Here is a 26,342-nt window from a genome sequence, read left to right on the forward strand (position 1 = left end):
CTGTTCCGCACGGCGATGGGGGCCGACTTCGACCGGCTCCATCCGCAGCTGCGCCGCCGCTTCTCGGTGGGCCTGGCGAGCGGCGAGGCGTGTACCGGGCGGGGCGTGATGGACCGGATCTGGCACGGGGCCGCGTTCGTGAAGCCGTTCCTGGCCCTGGGCGGCACCCGCAACATCCTCGTGCCGAGGCAGGGGCGGCATGTTCCGTTCGTGATCGAGAACGTGCCGTACGCCGACTCCTTCGGCCGTGAGACCGTGACCTTCGTGCGCACCTTCGACCTGCCCGGCGGCTCCCGGCGCTTCGACGCCCAGATGGTGCTCAGCCCCAAGGGGGACCGCGTCCTCGACTACCTCGGCACCCACCAACACCTCGCCAGCGAACTGCACTTCGGCGCCGAGCCCGACGGTTCGCTGCTCATCCGCTCCGGCGAACACCGCTTCCGGGAGGGCGTGGTGGACGTGCGGGTGCCCGAACTGATCGGCGCGACGGCCGAGGTGCGGGAGTCGTACGACGACGCGGCGGCCCGGTTCCGGATCCGTGTCCGGGTGGTGAACAAGTACGTCGGGCCGCTCTTCGGTTACGAGGGTTCCTTCACGGCCTCGTACACGAACGTCCGCAGCTGCGGGGTGCGGTCCGGGCTGCGGCCGGTCCGCGAGGAGTCCCGCGCATGAGCGCGGAGACGGCGAAGTCCCTGGAGACGAAGACCAAGCTCCTGGAGGGCGCGCTGCGTACGCTCACCGAGCAGGGCATCGCCAAGACCTCCGCCCGTTCGGTCGCGGCGGCCGCGGGCGTCAACCAGGCGCTGGTCTTCTACCACTTCGGCTCCGTGGACGAACTCCTCGCCGCCGCCTGCCGTTACGGCGCCGAGAAGTCGGTGTCCCAGTACCGCACCCGCCTCGCCTCCGTCACCTCCCTCTCCGAACTCCTCGCGGTGGGCCGCGAGATCCACGAGCAGGAGCGGGCCGGCGGTCATGTGGCGCTCCTCGGCCAGCTGTTGGCCGGAGCCCAGACCCATGGGACCCTCGGCCCCGCCACCGCGGCGGGTCTCGACCTGTGGATCAGCGAGATCGAGAACGTGCTGCGGCGGGTCCTCGCGGACACGCCTTTAGACGAGTTCACCGATCCCGCGGGCCTGGCCCGCGCGGTCGCCGCCTCCTTCGTCGGCATCGAGCTGTACGAGAGCGTGGACGAACGCGGCGCCCACGCCGCCCTCGACGCCCTGGAACAACTCGGCGCCCTGGTCGCCGCCCTGGAGGAACTCGGCCCGGTGGCCCAGCGAGCGGTCCGCCACCACCTACGCCGCACGGGCCGCCACTGACCGGCTCCGCCGGGGGACTGGTCTCGTTTGCTGCGGGCTGGTCTGTCTGCCGCTGACTGGCCCCGTCCTCAGCTGGCCGGCCCCGTCCGCCGCACAACTGGCTCCGCCGGCCCCTGATGCGCCTCGCCCGTCGGCGACCGCCAGCCGGCCCCGTCCCCCGGCCGACCCGCCCCCCACGTCTACCCGCCCAGCTCCGCCCCCGTATCCGTGCCGCCCGTCGACAGCATGATTCCCAGGGGTGTGCGTTCGTAGAGGACGTGGTGGCCGTAGCGGCGGGCGGTCAGGAGGCCCGAGTTGCGTAGTGTCGTCAGGTGTGCGGAGACCGAGGACGGGGCGAGTCCCAGGCGGTGGGACAGGGCCGTGGTGGTCGACGGTTCGTCCAGGGCGGTGAGTACGGCAGCCCGGCCCCGGCCCAGGAGTCGTACCAGCGTGTCGGGGGTGCGGTCGGCCGGCTCGGACCACAGGCCGCCGATGCCCCGGGCCGGGTAGACGAGGGCGGGCTGCCAGGGCGGTTCGAAGCCGCCGATGACGTCCGGCCAGGAGAACACGCTCGGCATCAGCACCAGCCCCTGCCCGCCGAGGTGCCGCTCGTGCTCACCGCTCCCCTCCACGGTCAGCGTCCCGGCGTGCCAGCCGCAGCGCCGGTTGATCTCCGGCAGCAGGCCGCCGAGGCCGACCTCGGCGAGCCGCCGGGAGTGGAAGGCGACGTCCGCGTCGAGCAGGGCGCGCAGCCGGGGCCAGTCCGGTTCCACCAGGGCGAGCCAGGCCTCCTCCAGCGCGTCCGCCAACTCCCGGATCATCCGCTCGGGGTCGGCCAGCCAGGTCCGCGCGTACGGCGAGTCCACCGCGCCGGGGGTGTCCGCGAGCGACAGGGCCGTGTCCTCGCGGGCCGCCGCCGGATCGGCCGCCCGCACGGCCGCGATCTCCTCCTCGAACGTGGCCGCCGGGCCGATCGGCGGCGGGCCGAGCCAGTCGGGGGAGTGGCCGCGGCGCGGCATGAGCAGCCACAGCGGGGCCAGGTCCAGCCCGGCGGCCGCCGTACGGATCCGGCGCAGCCAGGGCGCGTGGTAGCCGTGCCGGTCGGGCCGCTTGAGCGTGCGCACCGCCTCCTGCGTCTCCCACAGCGGTGACACCGCGAACCGGCACCGCAGGAAGTCGTCCTCCCCGAAGTACAGCCGCATCGGCATGGCGGACCTCCCCGGACGACGTACACGAGAGCCGGCGGGGGCGCGGTGGACAACCGTCGGCCGCACGCATTCTGCTCGCCGGGAGCCGGGGCGCGCACATCCCGGCCCCGGTGACTCCGGAAGGGCCGGGGGACGCCGGGTCGTGGCTATGATTCGGCGCACGCCGAATCTCTACGGCGCCGACACCCGGGCGGGCCACGCTGCCGTGCATGTCATCCGTGCAACAGGCCCCGTCGGCGCGCCCACGGCCCGCCGGCTACGGCCGGGTCTTCGCCGTGCGCGAGTTCCGGGCCGTCTTCGTCGCCCACACGCTGTCCATGCTCGGCGTGATCGTCAGCGAGATCGCGCTGTCCGTACTGGTCTACGACCTCACCGGTTCGCCGCTGATGAGCGCGCTCGTGTTCGCGGCCGGCTTCCTGCCGTACGTGGTCGGCGGCACCCTGCTGGCCGGCGTCGCCGACCGCTTCCCGGCCCGGCGGGTGCTGGTGCTGTGCGACCTGGTGTGCGCGGGGTGCGTGGCGCTGATGGTGGTGCCGGGCGCGGGCTTCGGCGCCCTGCTCGTGCTGCGCTGCTGCGTCGCCGTCGTCGCGCCGGTGTTCTCCGGGACCCGGATGGCGACCCTCGCCGACATCCTCGGCGACGGCGAGCTGTTCGTGCTGGGCCGCTCCCTGCTGCGGATCGTCGCGCAGAGCACGCTGCTGGTCGGGTACGGGCTCGGCGGGCTGCTGCTCACCGCCGTCGCGCCCCGGCACACGCTGCTGATCACCGTGGGCACCTTCCTGGCCTCGGCCGCGCTGCTGCGCCTCGGCACCCGGCGCCGGCCCGCCCGGGCCGGGGCGGGTGGCGGTCCGGGTGCGTCCAGGGGCGCCCGGACCGTGCTCGCCGACCGGCGGGTCCGCCTCCTGCTGCTCCTGTTCTGGATGCCGGCGATGTTCTCCGTCACACCGGAGGCGCTGGCCGCCCCGTACGCCGACGAGCTCGGCGCAGGCTCCACCGGCCTCGGGCTGCTGATGTGCGCGCTGCCCGTCGGGACCGTCGCCGGCGAGGTGTGGGCGGGCGCGCGGCTGGGACCCGCGGCCCGGGAGCGGATCGCCCTCCCGCTGGTCTGCCTCACGCTCCTGCCCTACCTCGGCTACGTCCTGCACCCCGGCCTGCTCACCTCGCTGCTCCTCCTGGCGCTCTCCGGCGCCGGATCGGCGTACACGCTGGGCCTGGACCAGTGGCTCGTGCGGGCCGTACCGGAGGAGCTGCGCGGGCGGGTGATGACCGTGCTCAGCGCGGGGCTGATGACGGTCCAGGGCGTGGGCATGGCGCTGGCCGGGGTGGCCGCCGAGGCGTTCGGCGTGACCGCCACCGTCGCCGGTGCCGGGGCGCTCGGCGTGCTCTGCTGCGGTGCGACGGCGGTGGCCGTGCGGCGGGGCGCTCGGTGGAGCGGACCGAAAGCCGAGACAGAGCTGAACCGGATATGACCGGCCGGTAGGGTCGGTGGCGTGCCGAAGCCTCTCAGTCTTCCCTTCGACCCCATCGCCCGTGCCGACGAGCTCTGGAAGCGGCGCTGGGGAAGCGTGCCCTCGATGGCCGCGATCACCTCGATCATGCGGGCGCACCAGATCCTGCTCGGCGAGGTCGACGCGGTGGTGAAGCCGTACGGACTGACGTTCGCGCGGTACGAGGCGCTGGTGCTGCTCACCTTCTCCAAGGCCGGCGAGCTGCCGATGTCCAAGATCGGTGAGCGGCTCATGGTGCACCCCACCTCCGTGACCAACACGGTGGACCGGCTGGTGCGGTCGGGGCTGGTGGCCAAGCGGCCCAACCCCAACGACGGGCGCGGCACGCTCGCCGTCATCACGGAGAAGGGCCGCGAGGTGGTCGAGGCGGCCACCCGCGACCTGATGTCGATGGACTTCGGGCTCGGGGTGTACGACGCGGAGGAGTGCGGGGAGATCTTCGCGATGCTGCGGCCGCTGCGGGTCGCGGCACACGACTTCGACGAGGAGTGACCCGGGGCGGGATCTCCCGGAACGGGCGGTTACGCTCTTCGCCATGAAAAAGAGCGTGCTGACCCGCTACCGGGTCATGGCCTACGTCACAGGTGTGCTGCTGGTCCTGCTGTGCCTCAGCATGATCGCCAAGTACGGCCTCGACGTCGACGGCGCCGCCGACTTCACCCGCGTCGTCGCCATCGCGCACGGCTGGCTGTACGTCCTGTACCTGGTCTTCGCCTTTGACCTGGGCTCCAAGGCGAAGTGGCCGGTCGGCAAGCAGCTGTGGGTACTGCTGGCGGGGACCATCCCGACGGCCGCCTTTTTCGTGGAGCGCAGGATCAGCCACGAACTGGACGCCAAGGTCGCCGGCCGGGAACCCGCGGTCGCCGAGGCCTAGGCTCCACCGCCGCGCGAGCATCGCGCGGCGGTTTCCCATCGACATTTACTAGGACGTCCAAGTAAATTCGATGGTATGGACGCTCACGCCATCGAGGACGGCCGCCACCGCTGGCAGGCCCGCTACGACGCCGCGCGCAAGCGCGACGCTGACTTCACCACGCTCTCCGGAGACCCCGTCGAGCCGGTGTACGGACCCCGAGCCGGGGACAGGTACGAGGGCTTCGAGCGGATCGGCTGGCCCGGCGAGTACCCCTTCACCCGCGGCCTGTATCCGACCGGCTACCGCGGGCGCACCTGGACCATCCGCCAGTTCGCCGGCTTCGGCAACGCCGAGCAGACCAACGAGCGCTACAAGATGATCCTGGCGGCGGGCGGCGGCGGCCTGTCCGTGGCCTTCGACATGCCGACGCTCATGGGACGCGACTCCGACGACCCGCGCTCGCTGGGCGAGGTCGGGCACTGCGGTGTGGCGATCGACTCGGCGGCCGACATGGAGGTCCTGTTCAAGGACATCCCGCTGGGCGACGTGACGACCTCCATGACGATCAGCGGCCCGGCCGTGCCCGTCTTCTGCATGTACCTGGTCGCGGCCGAGCGGCAGGGCGTCGACCCGTCGGTGCTCAACGGCACGCTGCAGACGGACATCTTCAAGGAGTACATCGCCCAGAAGGAGTGGCTCTTCCAGCCCGAGCCCCATCTGCGGTTGATCGGCGACCTGATGGAGTACTGCGCGAAGGGTATCCCCGCCTACAAGCCGCTGTCCGTCTCCGGCTACCACATCCGCGAGGCCGGGGCGACGGCCGCCCAGGAGCTGGCGTACACGCTCGCGGACGGCTTCGGGTACGTGGAGCTGGGCCTCTCGCGCGGCTTGGACGTGGACGTCTTCGCGCCTGGCCTGTCGTTCTTCTTCGACGCCCACGTCGACTTCTTCGAGGAGATCGCCAAGTTCCGCGCGGCACGCCGGATCTGGGCCCGCTGGATGCGGGACGTGTACGGCGCGCGGAGCGAGAAGGCCCAGTGGCTGCGGTTCCACACGCAGACCGCCGGTGTCTCGCTGACCGCGCAGCAGCCGTACAACAACGTGGTGCGCACGGCCGTGGAGGCGCTGGCCGCGGTGCTCGGCGGGACGAACTCGCTGCACACCAACGCCCTCGACGAGACGCTGGCGTTGCCCAGCGAGCAGGCCGCCGAGATCGCACTGCGCACCCAGCAGGTGCTGATGGAGGAGACCGGCGTCGCCAACGTGGCCGACCCGCTGGGCGGTTCCTGGTACGTCGAGCAGCTGACGGACCGGATCGAGGCGGACGCCGAGAAGATCTTCGACCAGATCAAGGAGCGGGGCCTGCGCGCCCACCCGGACGGGCGGCACCCGATCGGTCCGGTCACCTCCGGCATCCTGCGTGGCATCGAGGACGGCTGGTTCACGGGCGAGATCGCCGAGTCCGCGTTCCGCTACCAGCAGTCCCTGGAGAAGGGGGACAAGCGGGTCGTCGGCGTCAACGTCAACACCGGCTCCGTCACCGGCGACCTGGAGATCCTGCGGGTCAGCCACGAGGTCGAGCGGGAGCAGGTGCGCGAGCTCGGCTCCCGCAAGTCCGCCCGCGACGAGGCGCGCGTGCGCACGGCCCTGGACGCGATGCTCGCCGCCGCGCGCGACGGCTCCAACATGATCGAGCCGATGCTCGACGCCGTACGGGCCGAGGCGACCCTGGGCGAGATCTGCGGGGTGCTGCGGGACGAGTGGGGGGTGTACACGGAGCCCGCGGGCTTCTGAGCCACCACCACGTGAGCCACCACCACGTGAGCCACCACCACGTGAGCCGCCGGGAGCGGCGCAGGCGCAGGCCCTAGGCCGGCTGCGCCGCTCCCGCCAGGCCCAGTAGGAGTACGCGGGTGAAGCCGTGCACCCAGTCCGCGTCCGCCGGCTCCGCGCTCACCAGGGTGCGGTGGACCACCGCACCCGCCACCATGTCGAAGATCAGGTCCACCGTGCGCTCGGCGTCCTCCGGTGCGGCCTCCGGGGGCAGTTCGCCGCGCCGCTGGGCCCGTGCGCGCCCCTCCAGGACCAGGCACTTCTGCCGGTCCACGATGGACTCGCGGATGCGTTCGCGCAGGGCGTCGTCCCGGGTCGACTCCGCCACCACGGCCATCAGGCCGCTCTTGGCCTCCGGGCGGGCCAGGATGGCCGCGAACTGGAGGACCACGCCCTCGATGTCGGCGGCGAGGCTGCCGCGGTCGGGGAGTTCCAGTTCGTCGAAGAGCTCGGCGACCGCGTCGACGACCAGTTCGTTCTTGCCGGCCCAGCGGCGATAAAGCGTCGTTTTCGCAACCCCGGCGCGCGTGGCCACGTCTCCCAGGGTGAGCTTGGACCAGCCGAGTTCCACCAGCGCCTCCCGCGTCGCGGCCAAGATCGCGGTGTCCGCGGCGGCGTTGCGCGGGCGTCCGGGGCGGTTGGCGGGGGTGCGGCTCTGCATCCCATGACGATAACCGGCCGTTCCTGTGAATCCGTGAGGCAGATCACCGGGGTGTGGTGTCGCGCGGACCTCCCCTGCCATTACGCTACGACTCGTAGCGAAAGCTCGTGACGGACGCACACGGGCGACGACCACTTGGCGTGGGTGGGGACCCGACGCTTTCACACCGTTTTTCACACACGCGCGGGAACGGGGGAGGATAGACGCATGCAGCCACGGAACATGTCCATGAGCGGCGTCGTCGACCTCGCCGCGGTGAAGGCGGCCCAGGAGGCCAAGGCCAAGGCGGAGCAGGCGCGCGCCGAGGCAGCCCGTCAGGGTGGGGCCGGCGCCGTCTCCCCGGCCGATCTCGTCATCGACGTCGACGAGGCCTCCTTCGAACGCGACGTCCTGCAGCGCTCCGCCGAAGTGCCCGTCGTCATCGACTTCTGGGCCGAGTGGTGCCAGCCCTGCAAGCAGCTGAGCCCCGTCCTGGAGCGACTCGCCGTCGAGTACTCCGGTCGCTTCCTGCTCGCCAAGATCGACGTCGACGCCAACCAGATGCTGATGCAGCAGTTCGGGGTACAGGGGATCCCCGCTGTGTTCGCCGTCGTCGCCGGGCAGGCGCTGCCGCTCTTCCAGGGGGCCGCTGCCGACGACCAGATCCGGCAGACCCTCGACCAGTTGATCCAGGTCGCCGAGCAGCGCTTCGGGCTGACCGGCCTGACCGTCGACCCGGACGCGGAGCCGGGCGGTGCCGCCCCGGCCCCGATGCCCGCCGGGCCGTACGACGCCCTGCTCGAAGCCGCCGTCCAGGCGCTGGACGCGGGTGACCTGGGCGGTGCCGTCCAGGCGTACAAGAACGTGCTGAACGACGACCCCGGCAACACCGAGGCCCAGCTGGGCCTCGCGCAGGCCGAGTTGCTCCAGCGGGTGCAGGGCATGGACCCGCAGCAGGTGCGCAAGGAAGCGGCGGAGCGCCCGGCGGACGTGGCGGCGCAGATCGCGGCCGCCGATCTGGACCTGGTCGGTGGGCACGTCGAGGACGCGTTCGGACGGCTCATCGAGACCGTGCAGCGCACGGTGGGTGACGACCGGGATGCCGTACGGCGTCGGCTGCTGGAGCTCTTCGAGGTGGTCGGGCCCGACGATCCGCGGGTGATCGGGGCGCGTCGGGCGCTCGCGCGTGCGTTGTTCTGACCGGGTTTGCGAGCGGGGTGGCGGCCCCGTTCTGACCAGTTGCTAAACGCCACGCAATGTGATGCCCGAGTGAAAGGTTTGCCGACGAGGCGTCAGAGCGGCCGCGCTTTACCAAATCTTGGTAATCGCGGCCGCTGTTACTCGGAGTAAATCGAGGCCGTTGGTCTGTCTGGTTCTGTCCAGGGATCAACGGCTTTGTTCTGCCCTCTGATGCCACCCTGCGTCGCCTTCCGAGACCAGCGGGTCGTTCTTCGGTTATCCGGCCGTTACTAGTGAGTAACGAACCCCCTTGTGCGGGCGGCAAGAATGCACCACGATCGGCGACGCTCGGTCCCTTACCCGTACCCCGACAGCCGGTCGGGCCAGCGGGTGAATCTGGGTCCCCACCGAGCAGGGCCGGCGGCAGTGGCGCCGGTTCTAGGGCAGGGGGGTCTTCGCCTCACGGCGAAGCCTGTCCAGCAGGGTTGTGCGTGATGCGTGTCAGGCGCGACCAGTGGTTGTCGCTCGGGGGTGATCGCCGGTGATTCGGGCGCGGTACGCGCCGCCGAGTGCAGGCGCTCCCCTTCCGAGGACGTAGCACTTCTCCCATCCCTGCCCGGCTGAGCCGCCGTATTGGGGGCTAGTCAGGGCCAGGAGATGTACGTCCGAGAAGGAGGAAATATGGAGTCCCAGGTGCGTGGCGGGACCAGATGGAAGCGGTTCGCTGTGGTCATGGTGCCCAGCGTGGCCGCCACGGCGTGTATAGGTGTCGCCCTCGCGCAGGGCGCTCTCGCGGCGTCGTTCAGCGTGTCGGGTCAGTCCTTCAAGGTCTCGGCCGACAAGCTGGAGGGCAAGGGCTTCGCGCAGTACGGAGCGATCGACTCCGGCTACACGATGGACGGCAAGAAGACGGCTCACCCCGTCGCCGTCTCGGCCTTCAAGTCGGCCCAGATCACCAACCTGTGCCAGTCCGTGGTCACCCCGGACGTCCCGATCTTCGGGTCTGTCAGCCTCATCCTGAAGGCGGGCGGCGGCGACAAGCCGGTCGAGGCCGACAACATCTACATCGACGTTGCCGACCTTCAGGCCGACGCGGTGTTCAACAACATCGACATCGGTGTGGCTGCCAAGGATGCCGCCAAGGGTCCGGGTATGAAGGGTGGCGGCGAGCAGGCGAACCCGTACGGTTTCGCCCAGCAGGCCGACTCGGCCACGCTGACCGACGTGAAGCAGACGGCGTGGGCGACCACGGCGGGAACCTTCAAGCTCAGCGGCCTTCACATGTCGCTGGCTACGGGTGCCAAGGAGTGCTACTAAGCACTCGATGACGGGCGGGGGGGCCTCTGGCGCCCCCGCCCGTCCCTACTCCGGCCGCGTCTTCACGCGCGGCACACATCACCACCACAGCAACGCCGCACCAGGGAGCTGTTTCATGAGCGCCGAGACCCCTGCCGCCGTTTCCGGCCAGTTCACCCGCCGGAGGCAGCAGTTCCGCGCCTGGCGGGGCACCCGTCCGTTCTGGGCCGGGCTGTTCGTCCTGCTCAGCGGCTTTCCGATCATCTACTTCCCGTACTTCCACCTCCAGCTCGGTCATCTGACGCTGGCGATGGCGACCACCGCGGGAGCCGGATCCCTGATCATCGGCGTGCTGCTCTTCGTCCTCGGCTTCAGCCTCTGGTATCAGAAGCACGTGCGCACCTTCGCGGGTGTCGCGGCGATCCTGCTGGCGCTGGTGTCCCTCCCCGTGTCCAACTTCGGCGGCTTCGTCATGGGCTTCCTGCTGGCGATGGTCGGCGGCGCGATGGCCGTGGCCTGGGCGCCGGGCGCGCCGCCGGAGCCGCAGGCGGTGCAGGAGTCCGCGCCGGGCGAGGGCGGTGCCCCCGAGGCCGTGCCGTCGCCGGGCCAGGGTGTGGACAAGACGAGCGAGTTGAACGACCTGTCAGGAACGAGCCCGGCGAACGGGGCGAACGGGAGGCACAGTGCCGGCTGACGAGGTGACCCACGGGACTGATGTGGACGAGTCCCGTGTGAGAACCGGGCCGCGGCATGCGGCACCCAAGAAGCCGCTCTTCACCAGGTTCCACATGCCGGCCGGCAAGGCCATCGCCTCGGTGGCGATGCCCACCGCGGTGCTCATGGGCATGGGGTTCACGTCCACGCTGGCCCTCGCCGACAACGGCACCACACCGCCGTCGTCGAAGAGCCTGACGGCCGACGAGTACAAGGACTGCGTCACCGCGCTGGACGGGGCCAAGGACGCCTCGGCCTCGCCGTCGCCGTCCGCCTCGGCGAGCGAGTCGACCCCCGAGGCCACGCCGACCCCCACGGCGACGGCCACCGCGCAGGACTCGACGTCCGGCAAGACCTCTTCGTCGGATTCAGGTTCCGGCGACAAGGCCACGCCGACGCCGACCGCGACGTCCGGCTCCTCGGACTCCGGCGCGGGCTCCGGCTCGGGCTCGGACACCGCGGGCTCCGGTGGCGGTGCCGCGGCCACGCCGGCCCCGTCGGCGTCGCAGAGCAGTGGCGGGAACCTCCTCGACACCATCGGCGACACGATCGGTGACATCCTCACCGGGGGCAGCAAGGACTCCGGCTCGACCCCGAGCGCGAGCCCGACGCCGTCGGCGACCTCCACGTCCGACTCGTCCGCCCCGGCGTCGTCCGCGTCGTCCGACGGCAAGGGCAGCGCCACCGACACCGTCAAGGACACGGTCGACCAGACCACCAAGACGGTCACGGACACCGTGAAGGACACCACCGACGCGGCGACCAAGGCGGCCACGGACACCACCAAGGCGGTCCAGGACGCGACCCAGGCGCCCACGCCCACCCCGTCGGCGAGCTCCAGCACGTCCGCCGACAACTGCCCGGTGGCCACCGACGACGAGAGCGGCGTCGACAACAAGGTGCCGGTGGCGGACGACCCCTGGTACCTGAACGCCAGCTCGCTGCTGCTGAAGGGCGCCGACTACCAGGGCATCGTCGAGGTGAAGACGGCCAACGGCACCAAGAAGAAGGTGCTGAAGTACGTCATCTCCGGCGGTACCGACATCGGTGACCTGCACCAGACGGTGAACGACAAGCAGTCCGGCAAGACGTACCACGTGCAGGCCGCCAAGGGCTCGACGTCCACCATCCGCGACGGCGACACGGTGATGTACACCCAGAGCATCTCCGGCAACCTGTTCGGCCTGATCCCGGTGACGTTCAGCCCGGACAGCCCGCCGCCGCTCAACATCCCGCTGATCTACTTCACCAACGTGAAGGTGACGCAGGCCGCCCAGTTCGGCGGGTCCCTGCACGTGCCCGGCATGCACGTGTACACGACCGACTGAGCGATCCCACAAGCCCGTTCGGGAGCCGCACAACACTGAGGGCGCCCCCTGTCGCAGGGGGCGCCCTCAGTGCCGTACAAGGCCCGTCAGGGGGCTGTCTACCTGGTCTCGCCGCCGAGGTGGTGGACACGGACCATGTTGGTGGTGCCGGGGACGCCGGGGGGCGAGCCGGCGGTGATGATGAGGGTGTCGCCCGCGTCGAAGCGGTTGAGCCGGATGACCTCCTGGTCCACCAGGTCGACCATCTCGTCGGTGCTGTTCACGAACGGGACGACATGCGACTCCACGCCCCAGCTGAGCGTCAGCTGGTTGCGGGTGCCCTCGTCCGTGGTGAAGGCCAGGATCGGCTGGGCGGCGCGGTAGCGGCACAGCCGGCGGGCGGTGTCACCGGACTTGGTGAAGGCGATCAGACCCTTGCCGCCCAGGAAGTCCGCGATCTCGCAGGCGGCACGGGCGACCGAACCACCCTGCGTGCGCGGCTTCTTGCCCGGGACCAGGGGCTGCAGGCCCTTGGAGAGCAGCTCCTCCTCGGCCGCCTGGACGATCTTCGACATCGTCTTGACGGTCTCGATCGGGTACGCGCCCACGCTCGACTCGGCCGACAGCATGACCGCGTCGGCGCCGTCCAGGATCGCGTTGGCCACGTCGGAGGCCTCGGCGCGGGTCGGGCGGGAGTTGGTGATCATCGACTCCATCATCTGGGTCGCCACGATCACCGGCTTGGCGTTGCGCCGGCACAGCTCGATGAGGCGCTTCTGCACCATGGGGACCCGTTCGAGCGGGTACTCGACGGCCAGGTCGCCACGGGCGACCATCACACCGTCGAACGCCATCACGACGTCCTCCATGTTCTCCACCGCCTGCGGCTTCTCCACCTTGGCGATGACCGGAACGCGGCGGCCCTCCTCGTCCATCACCTTGTGGACGTCGGCGACGTCCTTGGCGTCCCGCACGAAGGACAGGGCGACCATGTCGCAGCCCATGCGCAGCGCGAACCGGAGGTCCTCGATGTCCTTCTCGCTCAGCGCGGGCACGTTGACGGCCGCGCCGGGCAGGTTGATGCCCTTGTGGTCGGAGACGACACCGCCCTCGATGACGATCGACCGCACCCGCGGGCCCTCGACGTCCAGGACCTTCAGTTCGACGTTGCCGTCGTTGATCAGGATCTGGTCGCCGCGCGACACGTCACCGGGCAGGCCCTTGTAGGTCGTGCCGCAGACGTGCTTGTCGCCCGGCACGTCCTCGGTCGTGATGACGAACTCGTCACCCCGCTCCAGCTCGACCGGACCCTCGGCGAAGGTCTCCAGACGGATCTTCGGGCCCTGTAGGTCGGCGAGGACACCGATGGCACGGCCCGTCTCCTTGGACGCGGCCCGGACGCGGTCGTACCGCGCCTGGTGCTCGGCGTGGGTGCCGTGGCTGAAATTGAACCGGGCCACGTTCATGCCGGCCTCGATCATGGAGACGAGCATCTCGTGGGAGTCGACCGCGGGGCCGAGAGTGCAGACGATTTTCGAACGGCGCATGGGGCGATCCTATCGGTTTGTTTCGCTACGGAATATTCCGTCTGGTGGAAGATACAAATGGGCGGACATGCGCTCAGGCGTGTTACTGCTGTGTATTGCTCAACTGTTCTTTCCGACCAGTGCGTAGGTCTGCGTGGCGATCTCCAGTTCCTCGTCGGTCGGCACCACCGCGACGGCCACCCGCGCGTTCTCGGGCGAGATCAACCGCGGCCGATCGCCGCGTACGGCGTTCAGCCCGGCGTCCACCGCCAGGCCCAGCTCCTCCAGGCCTGCCAGGGCAGCTTCTCGCACGGGACTCGCGTTTTCCCCGACTCCCGCTGTGAAGACGACCGCGTCCACCCGGCCGAGCACCGCGTAATAGGCGCCGATGTACTTCTTCAGGCGGTGAATGTAGATGTCGAAGGCCAATCGCGCCGCTTCGTCACCCTCGTCGATGCGGCGGCCGATCTCGCGCATGTCGTTGTCGCCGCACAGGCCGAACAGACCGCTTCCCTTGTTGAGAAGAGTGTCGATCTCGTCCATGGACATTCCGCCAACCCGTTGCAAATGGAAGATGACGGCAGGATCCAGATCGCCGGAGCGGGTCCCCATCACGAGTCCCTCCAGCGGGGTGAGCCCCATGGACGTGTCCACGCACCGGCCGCCCCGGATCGCCGCGGCCGAGGCCCCGTTGCCCAGGTGCAGCACGATCACGTTGACCTCCTGGGGCGCCTTGCCGAGCAGTTCGGCGGTGGCCCGGGAGACGTACGCGTGCGAGGTGCCGTGGAAGCCGTAGCGCCGCACCCGGTACCGGTCCGCGACCTTCGGGTCGATCGCGTAGCGGGCCGCGGACTCCGGCATGGTCGTGTGGAACGCCGTGTCGAAGACGGCGACCTGCGGCAGGTCGGGGCGCAGCGCCCGCGCGGTGCGGATGCCGGTGAGGTTGGCGGGGTTGTGCAGCGGCGCCACCGGGATCAGCCGTTCGATCTCGGCGAGCACGGAGTCGTCGACGACGGTCGGCTCGGTGAAGAACATCCCACCGTGCACCACCCGGTGCCCGATCGCGGCGAGCTCCGGGGAGTCCAGGCCGAGACCGTCCGCGTTGAGCTCGTCGCCGACGGCCTTGAGGGCCCCGTCGTGGTCGGCGATCGGCCCGTCCACCTCACGGGTGCGGCCCGAGGTCGGACAGGTGTGCTTCAGCCGGGACGTCTGCTCGCCGATGCGTTCCACCAGGCCGACGGCCAGACGGCTGTGGTCGCGCATGTCCAGCAGCTGGTACTTCACCGACGAGGAGCCGGAGTTGAGGACGAGGACGCGCGTGGCAAGGGGGGCCGAGCGCAGCTCGTCGGTCAGGGCGGTGGTGGGAGACGGGCGGGCGGTCACTGGGCGGTCGCCTTCTCGGTGGGGGACGCGGACTGGGCGGGGATCTGGGCCTGGATCGCCGTGATGGCGACGGTGTTGACGATGTCCTGGACGAGTGCGCCCCGGGACAGGTCGTTGACCGGCTTGCGCAGCCCCTGCAGCACCGGGCCGACCGCGATGGCGCCGGCCGAGCGCTGCACCGCCTTGTAGGTGTTGTTGCCGGTGTTGAGGTCGGGGAAGATCAGCACGCTGGCCTGCCCCGCGACCTCGGAACCGGGCAGCTTGGTGGCCGCGACGCTCGGCTCCACGGCCGCGTCGTACTGGATCGGCCCCTCGATCTTCAGGTCGGGCCGGCGCTCGCGGGCCAGCTCGGTGGCCTCGCGCACCTTGTCCACGTCGGCGCCGGAGCCGGACGTGCCGGTGGAGTACGACAGCATCGCGATCCGCGGCTCCACACCGAACCGCTGCGCGGTGGCGGCGGACTGGATGGCGATGTCGGCCAGCTGCTCGGCCTCCGGATGCGGGTTGACCGCGCAGTCGCCGTAGACCAGCACCTTGTCGGCGAGGCACATGAAGAAGACCGAGGAGACGATCGAGGAGTCCGGCCGGGTCTTGATGATCTCGAAGGCGGGCCGGATGGTGGCGGCCGTGGAGTGCACGGACCCGGACACCATGCCGTCGGCCAGGCCCTCCTGGACCATCAGCGTGCCGAAGTAGTTGACGTCGGAGACCACGTCGTAGGCCAGCTCGACCGTCACGCCCCGGTGGGCGCGGTAGCCGGCGTACTTCTCGGCGAAGGAGTCGCGCAGCTCGGAGACGGCCGGGTCGATCAGCTGGGTGTCGCCGAGGTCGATGCCGAGGTCGGCGGCCTTCTTGCGGATCCGGTCGACGGGCCCGAGCAGGGTCAGGTCGCACACGTCCCGGCGCAGCAGCACCTCCGCGGCGTGCAGCACGCGCTCCTCGGTGCCCTCCGGCAGCACGACCCGCTTCCGGTCGGCGCGGGCCTGCTCCAGGAGCTGGTGCTCGAACATCATCGGGGTGACCCGGTCGCTGCTCGGCGCGGAGACCTGTTTCAGCAGCTCGCCGGTGTCGATGTACCGCTCGAAGAGGCCGATCGCGGTCTCCGCCTTGCGCGGGGTGGCCGCGGTGAGCTTGCCCTCCAGGGGGACCAGCCGCTCGGCCGTCGGAAAGCTGTTGCCGGGCACGGACAGCACCGGGGTGCCCGGCGCGAGGCGCGCGGCGAGGGTGAGGATCTCGTCGGTGGGCCGCTCACCCAGGGTGAGCAGCAGACCGGCTATCGGCGGGGTGCCGGCGCTGTGCGCGGCGAGCGAGCCGACGACCAGGTCGGCGCGGTCGCCCGGGGTCACGACCAGGCAGCCAGGGGTCAGGGCGGCCAGGAAGTGCGGCAGCATGGCGCCGCCGAAGACGAAGTCGAGCGCGTCCCGGGCCAGCCCCGAGTCGTCGCCGAGCAGCACTGTGGCGTCCAGGGCCTGGGATATCTGGGCGACCGTCGGGGCGGACAGCGCGGGCTCGTCCGGCAGCACGTAACAGGGCACCGGCAGCCGGGAGGCGAGCCGCTCGGCGATCTCGTCCCGGTCCTCGCGCTCCACCCGGTTGGCGACCATGGCCAGCACGTCGCAGCCGAGGACTTCGTAGGCGCGGTAGGCGTTGCGGGTCTCGGCGCGCACGGCCTCGGCGGTCTGCCCCCGGCCGCCGACTACCGGGATCACGGCCGCGCCGAACTCGTTGGCCAGCCGGGCGTTGAGGGCCAGCTCGTTCGGCAGCTGGGTGTCGGCGAAGTCGGTGCCGAGGACCAGGACGACCTCGTAGTCCCGTGCCACCAGGTGGAACCGGTCGACGAGCGTGGACACCAGCTCGTCCGTCCCGCGCTCGGCCTGCAGGGCGGACGCCTCGTAGTAGTCCATGCCGTGCACGGTCGCCGGATCCTGGGACAGCCGGTAGCGGGCACGCAGGAGTTCGAACAGCCGGTCGGGATTGTGGTGGACGAGGGGCCGGAACACGCCCACCCGGTCGACCTGCCGGGTCAGGAGCTCCATCACTCCCAGCTCGACGACCTGGCGGCCGTCGCCGCGGTCGATCCCGGTCACGTACACACTGCGCGTCACGCGTGGTCTCCGTTCCGTCTGTGTCCGATGTTCCGTCTGTGTGCGAGGTGCGGTCGTCCACGTACACGTACAAAAATCGCCCACCAAGGTGAGCGGAACCCTCTTGACAATACCCCCGCGCACGGTTAAGGCGCCCGTCAGGACCGCAGCGGCACCCGTCTTCGGAGCATGAAACAATCGGACTGGCTCACCGGTATCGACAGCGACCAGGAGACACAGCACGATGCGCATCGGAGTTCTCACCGCAGGCGGCGACTGCCCCGGCCTGAACGCCGTGATCCGGTCGGTCGTGCACCGGGCGGTGACCGCGTACGACGACGAGGTCATCGGCTTCGACGACGGCTACCGGGGCCTGCTCGACGGCCACTACCGCGCCCTCGACCTGGAGGCGGTCAGCGGCATCCTGGCCCGCGGCGGCACCATCCTCGGCTCCTCGCGCCTGGAGCGCGACCGGCTGCGCGAGGCCTGCGAGCGGGCCACCGACATGGTCGGCGAGTTCGGCATCGACGCGCTGATCCCGATCGGCGGCGAGGGCACGCTGACGGCGGCCCGCATGCTCTCCGACGCCGGGCTGCCGGTCGTCGGCGTCCCGAAGACCATCGACAACGACATCTCCTCCACGGACCGCACCTTCGGCTTCGACACCGCGGTCGGCGTCGCGACGGAGGCCATGGACCGCCTGAAGACCACCGCCGAGTCCCACCAGCGGGTCATGGTCGTCGAGGTCATGGGCCGTCACGCGGGCTGGATCGCCCTGGAGTCCGGCATGGCCGGCGGCGCCCACGGCATCTGCCTGCCCGAGCGGCCCTTCGACCCGGCCGACCTGGTCAAGATGGTCGAGGAGCGGTTCTCCCGCGGCAAGAAGTTCGCCGTCATCTGCGTCGCCGAGGGCGCCCACCCCGCCGAGGGCACCATGGACTACAGCAAGGGCGAGATCGACCAGTTCGGTCACGAGCGCTTCCAGGGCATCGGTACGGCACTGGCGTACGAGCTGGAGAAGCGGCTCGGCAAGGAGGCCAAGCCGGTCATCCTCGGCCACGTCCAGCGCGGCGGCACGCCGACCGCGTACGACCGGGTGCTCGCCACGCGCTTCGGCTGGCACGCGGTGGAGGCCGCGCACCGGGGCGAGTTCGGCAACATGACGGCGCTGCGCGGGACCGACATCGTGATGGTGCCGCTGGCGCAGGCCGTCACCGAGCTGAAGACCGTGCCGAAGGACCGGATGGACGAGACGGAGTCGGTCTTCTAGACCGCTTCGCTACGCCGTGCTCGCCTCCACCCGCGACCAGAAGTGGTCCAGGATCCGGTCGAGGAAGTCGCGGCCGTTGTCGCTCGCATCCTCCGCCGAACCGGTGCCGCCCCAGGTCAGCGAGGCCATCATCTTCCCCCGGTAGTCCTGGTGCAGCTCCTGCAGGGTGACCTCCACCAGGCGCCGGTCCAGCGACACCATGCGGCCCACCGGCCGGACGTAGGCCTGCCAGCGCGTGACGACCGCGCTGCGCAGCAGGTCGGACAGCTTCCCGTCACGGCCCGTGACGGTCACGAAGTCCCGCAGGGACAGTTCGAGCAGTTCGGCGAGGGCGGCGGACTGCCGCTCGGTGCCGCGCCACTCGTCGTTCTCCTCCATCCGCAGATACGCGAGGAGTTCGAGGCCCACGGTCAGTGCCACGTCCTCGGGCGCGAGGCCGCGGGCGACGCGGTGCTCGCGCAGGCTCCGGGGCCGTCCGATGAGTTCGCGCGGAGCACACCACAACACCCCGGCGAGGGCGGTCAGTTCCGGGCTGCTGGGAACGGTGATACCGCGCTCCCAGGCGACGACGAGATCAGGGGTGACGTACGGCAGCCCGTACGAGGCACGCAATCCGTAGGCGACGTGCTCGGGTTCCATGCCGAGAGCGGCACGGAGTTTGCGGGCGGCGGGGGCGTTGAACGGTGGGGTAGGCGGCGATACGGGCTGGTTCGGTCGGGCTTGGGGTCGGCGCACGGGCACAAGGTAGGGCCAGGGCGACCGGCTGACTACGGGCTGTTCGGCCACAATCACGGATTGTAGGAACGTACTACGCGGCGTGGTGCGGGGCGTACGGTGAGTGGCCAATGCGCGTACGGCAAGAGGCCCATGCGCGTCCGGCGGCGGCCCGGTGCCGGATCCGGGCCGCCGCCAAGATCACCCCTTGACCGCGCCGCCGAGTGCGAAGCCGCCGCCGAGCCGGCGGGCGACCAGTACGTACAGCAGGATCACCGGGGTCGAGTAGACGACCGAGAACGCGGCGAGCTGCCCGTACGCCACCATGCCCCGGTTGCCGAAGAACTCGTTGATGCTGACCGAGGCGGGCAGCTGATCCGGGGTCAGCAGCAGCATGAACGGGACGAAGAAGTTGCCCCACATCATCACGAACGAGAAGACGGTGACGACGGCGACGCCCGGTCCCATCAGCGGCAGCACGATCCGGACCAGCGACTGGAGCGAGGACGCGCCGTCCGTCCAGGCGGCCTCTTCGAGTTCCTTCGGCACCCCGTCCATGAAGTTCTTCATGAGCCAGATGGCGAAGGGGAGTTGGGAGGCGGCGAAGAACAGGATCGTGCCCTGCAACGTGTCGATGAGGTTCACGCGGACGAACAGGGCGTACACCGGGACCATGATCGCCGTGATGGGCAGGCTGGTCGCGAACAGGATGGTGAGCAGGAACGGCCGGTTGAGCCGGGACCGGAAGCGGGAGAGCGGGTAGGCGGCGAGGGCGGCGCAGACGACGGTCAGCGCGGTGGCGCCGCCGCACAGGATCAGGCTGTTGCGCAGGGGCGTGAGCGTGATGTCCGGGGTGAGGATCGCGTCGAAGTTGCCGAGGGTGAGCCCGTCCGGCGCCTTCACCCGCAGGTCCGCGTGCGGGTCGAGGGCGGACAGCACGACCCAGGCGAGGGGGAGCGCGAAGGCGCCGGCGGCGAGGAGCAGTCCCGCGTCGGCGGCGAGGCGGCGGGAGCGGTGTGCGCGGGGCATCGGTCGCCTCACACCTCCGTCCGCAGCAGGCGCAGGTACACCAGGGAGAACAGGGACCCGACGAGGAGCAGCAGCAGGGCGACCGCCGTCCCGTACCCGATCATGCTCTTCTGGAAGGCCTGCTCGTACATGAACAGGGGCAGGGTCTGGCTCCGGTCGCCCGGCCCGCCCCGGGTCATCACCCAGATCAGCCCGAAGACTGAGAGCGTCTGCAGGGTGTTGAGCATGAGGTTGGTGCCGATGGAGCGGCGGATCATCGGCAGGGTGATGTGCCACGTGCGCCGCCAGCCGCCGGCGCCGTCCACCTCGGCGGCCTCCGTGATCTCCTGGGGAATCTCGTCGAGCGCCGCGGAGTAGACGAGCATGGAGAAGGCCGTGCCGCGCCAGACGTTGGCGAACGAGACCGCCAGGATCGGGAGCGTGAACAGCCAGTTCTGGGTGGGCAGATGGAGCCCGTCGAGGATGGCGTTGAGGGTGCCCTCCCGCCGGAAGAAGGCGTACAGGAGAAAGCCGGCGACGACCTCCGGCAGCACCCACGCCGTGATGACGATCCCGCCCGTCAGCGTGCGGACCGGCTTCGACGCCCGCCGCATGAGCGAGGCCAGGGCCAGACCCAGGGTGTTCTGTCCGACGAGCGACGACAGGACCGTGAAGACGAGGGTCAGCCAGACGGCGTTGAGGAACGCGTCGTCCCCGAACGCCGTACGGAAGTTGTCGAAACCTACGAACGAGGCGTGGGCCTGGCCGGTGAGCTGGAGGTCGGTGAAGGCGATGTAGGCGCAGTAGGCGATGGGGCCGGCGAGGAAGAGGAGCAGCAGGGCGACGGCCGGGCCGAGCGGGAGGGCGCGGGTGAGGACGCGCCCGGCGATCCGGCCGGCCCGGCCGGTCCCCGGGGCCCGGCCGGGCACGGGGGCCCCGCCTTTCACCGGGGCCCGGCCGGTCACGGGAGCCCGGCGGGTCACTTGTGGACCACGTGGTTGTCGGTCGCCTGCTGGAGCGCCTCGTCGTACCCGCGCGCGGCCTTGCCGACCGAGGCGTCGCCGGTCGTCACGCCTTCCATGGCCTGCTGGATGGCGGTGGAGACCTTGGGATAGGCGGGGTAGGCGGGCCGGTAGTGCGTGCTGGCGACGAGGTCGGTGAAGAACTTGATGCCGGGCTGGGCGGAGGCGTACGACGGATCGGCGGCGACGTCCTTTCGGACCGCGATCCCCGAGTTGGCGACATACCACTTCTGCGCGTTCGCCTTCGTCTGCATCGTCTTGATGAAGTCGAAGGCGAGGCCGGGGTTGGCCGCCTTGGCCGGGACGGCCCAGGTCCAGCCGCCGGACATGCTCACCTTGCCGGGAGCCTGGCCGTGCTGGGTGGGCATGTGGGCGAGACCGAGCTGCTTCGACCAGTCGGCCCAGGCGTGGCCGCTGCCCGGGAGCCAGTCCTGCGGGAGCCAGGAGCCGTCGAGGTCGATGCCGAGTTTGCCCTGGGGCAGGAGCTCGCCCCGCACGGTGGTGCCGAAGTTGGGGTCGAGGGCGTCGGAGACGTCGGGCCCGAGCTTCTCCTTGTAGACGGTCTCCACGAAGGCGAGGGCGTCCTTGAAGCCCTGGCTCCCGGCGATCCACTTCTTGCTCGCGCTGTCGTACAGGGGGTCCGTGGTGCCGCCGTCGGTGTCCTCGGTGCCGTAGAGGAGCATCTCGAAGCCCTGCATGGTGGCGGCCTCGCCGGCGGGTTTGCCGGTGTAGACGTTGAGGGGGACGACGCCGGGCACCTTGCGCTTGATGGTCCGGGCGGCGGCGAGGACGTCGTCCCAGGTCCTCGGCTGCCAGTCGGCGGGCAGCCCGGCCTGCCGGAACACCCGCCGGTCGAACCACAGGCCGCGGGTGTCGGTTCCGTCGGGAACGCCGTACGTCTTCCCGTCCTGGCCCTTGGCCGCGTCCTTCGCCGTGTCGATGAACTGGTTCCAGTCCGGCCACTTGGCGAGATAGGCGTCCAGGGGCTTCAAGTACCCGCTCGTGATGTCGGAGTTGATGAGGAAGGTGTCCTCGTAGACCAGGTCCGGGGCGGTCTTGGGGGAGCGGAGCATCTGCTGGAGCTTGGTGTAGTACTCCGAGTCCGGGGCCTTGATGGGGACCAGGTCGACCTTCTTGCCCGGGTACTTCTTCTCGAACTGCCTCTTGATGTCGGCGAGATAGGTGTCCATCACCTTGATGGAGTTGTCCGTCGACTGCTTGAACGAGACCTTGAGCGTGTCGGGGTCACTGCCGGATCCGGATCCGCAGGCGGTGAGGGACGTTGCGGCGAGGGCGGCGGCGAGGACGGTGACGAGGGCGGCGGTGGGGCGCACGGGCATGACCTCCTGCGGCTCACTTCGATGTGGCGTGGGGATGGCTGCCGTGTGAACGTAAGAGGAGTGGTCTAGTCAGGTCAATGAGTCTGCGGCGGATCGGGGCGGGGCCGTGTCCACGACCCGGTGCGCAAGTACCCCTGCCGGGGCGGGAATTGCCGCCGAGGTACCGCCGCCGCCCTCACCGCCCCGAAGCCCCCCGCACCCACCGATAGACCAACTCGGGCCTCCCCACCTGCCCGTACACCGGAGTCCGTTCCGCTCTCCCCGCCGCCACCAGGTGTTCCAGGTAGCGGCGGGCCGTGATGCGGGAGATGCCCACCGTCTCGGCGACGCCGGCCGCGGTGAGGCCCTCCTCGGCCTCGCGCAAGGCTGCCGTGACGCGTTCCAGGGTGGGGGCGCTCAGGCCTTTGGGGAGGGCCGCGGGGGAGGGGGCGCGCAGGGTCGCCAGGGCGCGGTCGACCTCGTCCTGGCCGCTCGCCTCGCCGACCGCCGCGCGGAACTCGGCGTAGCGGACGAGCCGGTCGCGCAGCGTGGCGAAGGTGAAGGGCTTCAGGACGTACTGCACGACGCCGAGCGAGACGCCCTCCCGCACCACGGCGAGATCCCGCGCCGAGGTCACCGCTATCACGTCCGCGTGATGACCGGCCGCCCGCAGGGACCGCGCGAACTGCAGCCCGTGCACGTCCGGCAGGTGCAGATCCAGCAGCAGGAGATCCACCGGCGTGCGGTCCAGCAGCCGCCGCGCCTGTGCCCCGGTGTGCGCCTTGCCGACCGCCACGAACCCCGGCACCCGGCCCACGTACATCACGTGCGCGTCGGCGGCGACCGGGTCGTCCTCGACCACGAGTACCCGAATCGGCTGCCCGCCCGTCATACGTCACCTCTCGTCACGGCGCCCGGTCCGGCCGCCTGGGCCGGACCGGCGGCCCGGCCCAGGGGCAACCGCACCTCGAACACCGCACCGCCCTCCTCGGCCTCCGCCACCGTCAGCCTGCCCTCGTGCCGGGTCACCGCCTGCCGGACCAGCGCCAGGCCGAGTCCTCGCCCATCCGGCCCGGCGGGCTTCGTCGAGAACCCCCGCTGGAATACCAGCTCGGCATGGGCCGGATCCACACCCGCGCCCGTGTCGGACACACGCAGGACCAGAGCCCGCGCGTCGTCGGCGTGCGCGGTCACCGTCACCCGCGCCGTCACACCGCCCTGCGCCGCGTCCACCGCGTTGTCGATCAGGTTGCCGAGGATGGTCACCAGGTCCCGGGCCGGCAGGGTGGCCGGGAGCAGGCCGTCGTCCAGGCGGCTGTCCGCGGAGACCACCAACTCCACGCCCCGCTCGTTCGCCTGCGCCGTCTTGCCCAGCAGCAGCGCCGCGAGCACCGGCTCGCTCACCGCCGCGACCACCTGGTCCGTCAGCGCCTGCGCCAGCTCCAGCTCCGCCGTCGCGAACTCCACCGCCTCCTGGGCCCGGCCCAGCTCGATCAGGGAGACCACCGTGTGCAGGCGGTTCGCGGCCTCGTGGGCCTGCGAGCGCAGCGCCTGGGTGAAGCCGCGCTCCGAGTCCAGCTCGCCCATCAGGGACTGGAGTTCGGTCACGTCCCGGAGGGTCACCACCGTGCCGCGGCGCTCACCGCCCGACACCGGCGAGGTGTTCACCACCAGCACCCGGTCCGCCGTCAGATGCACCTCGTCCACCCTCGGCTCCGAGGCCAGCAACGCCCCGGTGAGCGGCGCCGGCAGACCGAGCCCGGCCACCGACTGCCCCACCACGTCCTCCTCGGACGCCACCCCGAGCAACTCCCGGCCCCCGTCGTTGATCAGCGCCACCCGGAACTGCCCGTCCAGCATCAGCAGCCCCTCGCGCACGGCGTGCAGCGCCGCCTGGTGGTAGTCGTGCATCCGGCTGAGCTCGGCCGCGTTCATGCCGTGGGTGTGGCGGCGCAGCCGGGCGTTGATGACGTACGTGGCGACCGCGCCCAGGACGAGCGTGCCGGCGGCCACCCCGACGAGGGCCGTCACCTGGCCCTCCACCCGCTGGCTGATCGCCTCCACCTTGATGCCCGCGCTCACCAGGCCCACGACCCGGCCGCCGTCCCACACGGGGGTCACCGCGCGGACGGACGGGCCGAGCGTGCCCGTGTACGTCTCGGTGAAGTGCCCGCCCCGCTGGGCCCTGCCTATGTGGCCCAGGAACCGCTTGCCTATCTGGTTCTTGTCGGGGTGGGTCCAGCGGATGCCCTGCGGATCCATGATCGTGACGAAGTCGACGCCGGTGTCGCGCATGACCTTCAGCGCGTACGGCTGCAGGCGCGCCGAGGGGGAGGGGGTGCGGATCGCGTCCCGTACGGAGGGGGCGTCCGCGACCGAGCGGGCCACCGCCATGGCCTGGCGGCCCGCCGCCTCCTCGGCCTGGCTGCGGTCGCTGACGTAGGTGAACAGCGCGTACCCGGCCACGACGACCGCCAGCAGCACGGCCTGCATGGCGAAGAGCTGGCCGGCCAGGCTGCGGGGTTTCGGGACGGCGGGGATGCGCATGACGTCAGTCTGCCTCCGGGTCGAGCGTGAACTAAATGAACGGAAGGGTGACCGGCCTCACAGAGCGGGAGATAGTCGCGGCATCCCCCACTCCCGGACGTGAGCCGCACGCCGGTGATGCCGACGAAGACGTCAAGGAGGGCAGCCGTGGCCGCCAGTTCCCCCGATACGGCACCTGCCGCACCCGCCGTGAAGCGGGACCGCACCCATTACCTGTACATCGCCGTCATCGCCGCGGTGGCGCTCGGCATCGCCGTGGGGCTCATCTGGCCCGACCTCGGGGTCGAGCTCAAGCCCCTCGGTACCGGCTTCGTGAACCTGATCAAGATGATGATCTCGCCGATCATCTTCTGCACGATCGTGCTCGGCATCGGCTCGGTGCGCAAGGCCGCCAAGGTCGGTGCCGTCGGCGGTATCGCGCTCGGCTACTTCCTCGTGATGTCGCTGGTCGCGCTCGCCATCGGGCTCGTCGTCGGCAACGTCCTGCACCCGGGCGACGGGCTGCACCTCACCGACGCGCTCAAGCAGACCGGGCACGACCAGGTGTCCAGCGACGCGCTGCCGCCCGTCGACTTCGTGCTGTCGATCATCCCGGTGACCTTCGTCTCCGCCTTCACCGAGGGACAGGTGCTGCAGACCCTGCTGGTGGCGCTGCTCGCCGGGTTCGCGCTGCAGGCGATGGGTGAGGCGGGCCGGCCGGTGCTGCGCGGTGTCGAGCACCTCCAGCGGCTCGTCTTCCGCATCCTCGCCATGGTGATGTGGGCCGCGCCGATCGGTGCCTTCGGCGCCATCGCCGCCGTGGTCGGTTCGGCGGGCCTCGACGCGCTCAAGAGCCTCGCCGTGCTGATGCTCGGCTTCTACGTGACCTGCTTCCTGTTCGTCTTCATCGTGCTGGCCGCGCTGCTGCGCGTGGTCTCCGGGCTGAACATCCTCTCGCTGTTCAAGTACCTGGGCCGGGAGTTCCTGCTGATCCTGTCCACCTCCTCCTCCGAGTCGGCGCTGCCGCGGCTCATCGCGAAGATGGAGCACCTGGGTGTCAGCAAGGCGGTCGTCGGCATCACCGTCCCGACCGGTTACTCCTTCAACCTCGACGGCACCATGATCTACATGACCATGGCGTCCCTCTACATCGCCGACGCGCTCGGTACGCCGATGTCCATCGGGGAGCAGATTCCGCTGCTGCTCTTCCTGTTGCTCGCCTCCAAGGGCGCGGCGGGCGTCAGCGGCGCCGGTCTGGCGACGCTGGCCGGCGGTCTCCAGTCGCACAAGCCCGCGCTGGTCGACGGCGTCGGTCTGATCGTCGGCATCGACCGGTTCATGAGCGAGGCCCGCGCCCTGACGAACTTCGCGGGCAACTCCGTCGCCACCGTCCTGGTCGGCACCTGGACGAAGGAGATCGACAAGGACCGGGTGCGGCAGGTGCTGGCCGGCGAGCTGCCGTTCGACGAGACGACCCTGCTGGACGAGGACCGGGCGACCGGGTCCGCCGGACTGCAGGAGCAGCACGGGGACGGCGACACCGAGAAGGAACTGGCCAAGGCCTGACCCCCGGCCTTCGCCGGCGCCCGGCCCCGCCCGAACCGGGCTTCCCCGACCGCCGGGCGGCCGAGACTCCCGCCGTGACTCGGCC

23 protein-coding genes are annotated in these 26,342 nt (G+C 70.7%); 12 read left to right on the top strand and 11 right to left on the bottom strand.

The window, feature by feature from the left end:
• Positions 1–15 precede the first annotated feature (15 nt).
• Positions 16–672, top strand: coding sequence for a DUF4166 domain-containing protein (locus tag ACWGKT_RS08860; RefSeq protein WP_453273051.1), 657 nt, complete (start codon positions 16–18; stop codon positions 670–672).
• A complete protein-coding gene (locus ACWGKT_RS08865; RefSeq protein ID WP_356141952.1) occupies positions 669–1,319 on the top strand; it encodes a TetR/AcrR family transcriptional regulator in 651 nt (216 codons plus the stop codon). Before ACWGKT_RS08860 ends, ACWGKT_RS08865 begins: the two co-directional genes overlap by 4 nt.
• A gap of 179 nt (positions 1,320–1,498) precedes the next feature.
• Here the strand turns inward: ACWGKT_RS08865 and ACWGKT_RS08870 are convergent, their stop codons facing one another.
• Positions 1,499–2,506 (bottom strand): DUF5937 family protein, encoded by a 1,008-nt coding sequence (locus tag ACWGKT_RS08870; RefSeq protein ID WP_453273031.1) that lies wholly within the window; start codon positions 2,504–2,506, stop codon positions 1,499–1,501.
• Positions 2,507–2,715: 209 nt separating this feature from the next.
• Between ACWGKT_RS08870 and ACWGKT_RS08875 the strand changes: the two genes are divergently transcribed.
• The 4 genes from ACWGKT_RS08875 to ACWGKT_RS08890 all read left to right on the top strand — a co-directional run bounded on the left by ACWGKT_RS08875 (position 2,716) and on the right by ACWGKT_RS08890 (position 6,664).
• Complete coding sequence (locus ACWGKT_RS08875) at positions 2,716–3,975, top strand: MFS transporter (protein WP_453273032.1); 1,260 nt, start codon at positions 2,716–2,718, stop codon at positions 3,973–3,975.
• Positions 3,976–3,996: 21 nt separating this feature from the next.
• On the top strand, positions 3,997–4,506 hold the full coding sequence (locus ACWGKT_RS08880; RefSeq protein WP_453273033.1) for a MarR family winged helix-turn-helix transcriptional regulator: 510 nt from the start codon (positions 3,997–3,999) through the stop codon (positions 4,504–4,506).
• A 43-nt stretch (positions 4,507–4,549) separates the two neighbouring features.
• Positions 4,550–4,888, top strand: a complete 339-nt coding sequence (locus ACWGKT_RS08885; protein WP_235457975.1) for a DUF3817 domain-containing protein — start codon at positions 4,550–4,552, stop codon at positions 4,886–4,888.
• Between the two features lie 75 nt (positions 4,889–4,963).
• Complete coding sequence (locus ACWGKT_RS08890) at positions 4,964–6,664, top strand: acyl-CoA mutase large subunit family protein (protein ID WP_453273034.1); 1,701 nt, start codon at positions 4,964–4,966, stop codon at positions 6,662–6,664.
• Between the two features lie 73 nt (positions 6,665–6,737).
• Here the strand turns inward: ACWGKT_RS08890 and ACWGKT_RS08895 are convergent, their stop codons facing one another.
• A complete protein-coding gene (locus tag ACWGKT_RS08895) occupies positions 6,738–7,364 on the bottom strand; it encodes a TetR/AcrR family transcriptional regulator (protein WP_356141945.1) in 627 nt (208 codons plus the stop codon).
• 207 nt (positions 7,365–7,571) lie between these two features.
• On the opposite strand from ACWGKT_RS08895, the gene ACWGKT_RS08900 reads away from it, so the two are divergent.
• The 4 genes from ACWGKT_RS08900 to ACWGKT_RS08915 all read left to right on the top strand — a co-directional run bounded on the left by ACWGKT_RS08900 (position 7,572) and on the right by ACWGKT_RS08915 (position 11,860).
• Positions 7,572–8,543 (top strand): tetratricopeptide repeat protein, encoded by a 972-nt coding sequence (locus tag ACWGKT_RS08900; RefSeq protein ID WP_356141943.1) that lies wholly within the window; start codon positions 7,572–7,574, stop codon positions 8,541–8,543.
• A 660-nt stretch (positions 8,544–9,203) separates the two neighbouring features.
• On the top strand, positions 9,204–9,839 hold the full coding sequence (locus tag ACWGKT_RS08905; protein ID WP_356141941.1) for a DUF6230 family protein: 636 nt from the start codon (positions 9,204–9,206) through the stop codon (positions 9,837–9,839).
• A gap of 115 nt (positions 9,840–9,954) precedes the next feature.
• Complete coding sequence (locus ACWGKT_RS08910; protein ID WP_453273035.1) at positions 9,955–10,512, top strand: DUF6114 domain-containing protein; 558 nt, start codon at positions 9,955–9,957, stop codon at positions 10,510–10,512.
• Complete coding sequence (locus ACWGKT_RS08915; RefSeq protein ID WP_453273036.1) at positions 10,502–11,860, top strand: hypothetical protein; 1,359 nt, start codon at positions 10,502–10,504, stop codon at positions 11,858–11,860. Before ACWGKT_RS08910 ends, ACWGKT_RS08915 begins: the two co-directional genes overlap by 11 nt.
• Positions 11,861–11,958: 98 nt before the next feature.
• Here ACWGKT_RS08915 and pyk read toward each other — a convergent pair whose 3' ends face one another.
• From pyk to pta, 3 genes are all read right to left on the bottom strand, one after another.
• Complete coding sequence (pyk, locus tag ACWGKT_RS08920) at positions 11,959–13,386, bottom strand: pyruvate kinase (RefSeq protein WP_453273037.1); 1,428 nt, start codon at positions 13,384–13,386, stop codon at positions 11,959–11,961.
• A 99-nt stretch (positions 13,387–13,485) separates the two neighbouring features.
• A complete protein-coding gene (locus ACWGKT_RS08925) occupies positions 13,486–14,706 on the bottom strand; it encodes an acetate kinase (protein ID WP_453273052.1) in 1,221 nt (406 codons plus the stop codon).
• 38 nt (positions 14,707–14,744) lie between these two features.
• Positions 14,745–16,853, bottom strand: a complete 2,109-nt coding sequence (gene pta, locus ACWGKT_RS08930) for a phosphate acetyltransferase (protein WP_453273038.1) — start codon at positions 16,851–16,853, stop codon at positions 14,745–14,747.
• A gap of 223 nt (positions 16,854–17,076) precedes the next feature.
• Here pta and ACWGKT_RS08935 point away from each other — a divergent pair, with 223 nt between their 5' ends.
• Positions 17,077–18,102, top strand: a complete 1,026-nt coding sequence (locus ACWGKT_RS08935) for an ATP-dependent 6-phosphofructokinase (protein ID WP_356141933.1) — start codon at positions 17,077–17,079, stop codon at positions 18,100–18,102.
• Between the two features lie 9 nt (positions 18,103–18,111).
• On the opposite strand, the gene ACWGKT_RS08940 is transcribed toward ACWGKT_RS08935, so the two are convergent.
• From ACWGKT_RS08940 to ACWGKT_RS08965, 6 genes are all read right to left on the bottom strand, one after another.
• Positions 18,112–18,741, bottom strand: a complete 630-nt coding sequence (locus tag ACWGKT_RS08940; protein ID WP_453273039.1) for an XRE family transcriptional regulator — start codon at positions 18,739–18,741, stop codon at positions 18,112–18,114.
• 276 nt (positions 18,742–19,017) lie between these two features.
• On the bottom strand, positions 19,018–19,845 hold the full coding sequence (locus tag ACWGKT_RS08945; RefSeq protein ID WP_453273040.1) for a carbohydrate ABC transporter permease: 828 nt from the start codon (positions 19,843–19,845) through the stop codon (positions 19,018–19,020).
• An 8-nt stretch (positions 19,846–19,853) separates the two neighbouring features.
• Positions 19,854–20,789 carry a carbohydrate ABC transporter permease gene (locus tag ACWGKT_RS08950; RefSeq protein WP_453273053.1) on the bottom strand — a complete coding sequence of 312 codons (936 nt, stop codon included), beginning with the start codon at positions 20,787–20,789 and terminating at the stop codon, positions 19,854–19,856.
• A gap of 14 nt (positions 20,790–20,803) precedes the next feature.
• Positions 20,804–22,186 (bottom strand): extracellular solute-binding protein, encoded by a 1,383-nt coding sequence (locus ACWGKT_RS08955; protein ID WP_453273041.1) that lies wholly within the window; start codon positions 22,184–22,186, stop codon positions 20,804–20,806.
• Between the two features lie 175 nt (positions 22,187–22,361).
• Positions 22,362–23,057: a response regulator gene (locus ACWGKT_RS08960; RefSeq protein ID WP_453273042.1), complete on the bottom strand. Its 696-nt coding sequence runs from the start codon at positions 23,055–23,057 to the stop codon at positions 22,362–22,364.
• Positions 23,054–24,712: a sensor histidine kinase gene (locus ACWGKT_RS08965; protein WP_453273043.1), complete on the bottom strand. Its 1,659-nt coding sequence runs from the start codon at positions 24,710–24,712 to the stop codon at positions 23,054–23,056. Before ACWGKT_RS08965 ends, ACWGKT_RS08960 begins: the two co-directional genes overlap by 4 nt.
• A 117-nt stretch (positions 24,713–24,829) precedes the next feature.
• Between ACWGKT_RS08965 and ACWGKT_RS08970 the strand changes: the two genes are divergently transcribed.
• Complete coding sequence (locus tag ACWGKT_RS08970) at positions 24,830–26,257, top strand: cation:dicarboxylate symporter family transporter (protein WP_453273054.1); 1,428 nt, start codon at positions 24,830–24,832, stop codon at positions 26,255–26,257.
• Positions 26,258–26,342: the final 85 nt, after the last annotated feature.

It is taken from the genome of Streptomyces sp. NPDC054794, assembly GCF_053611585.1.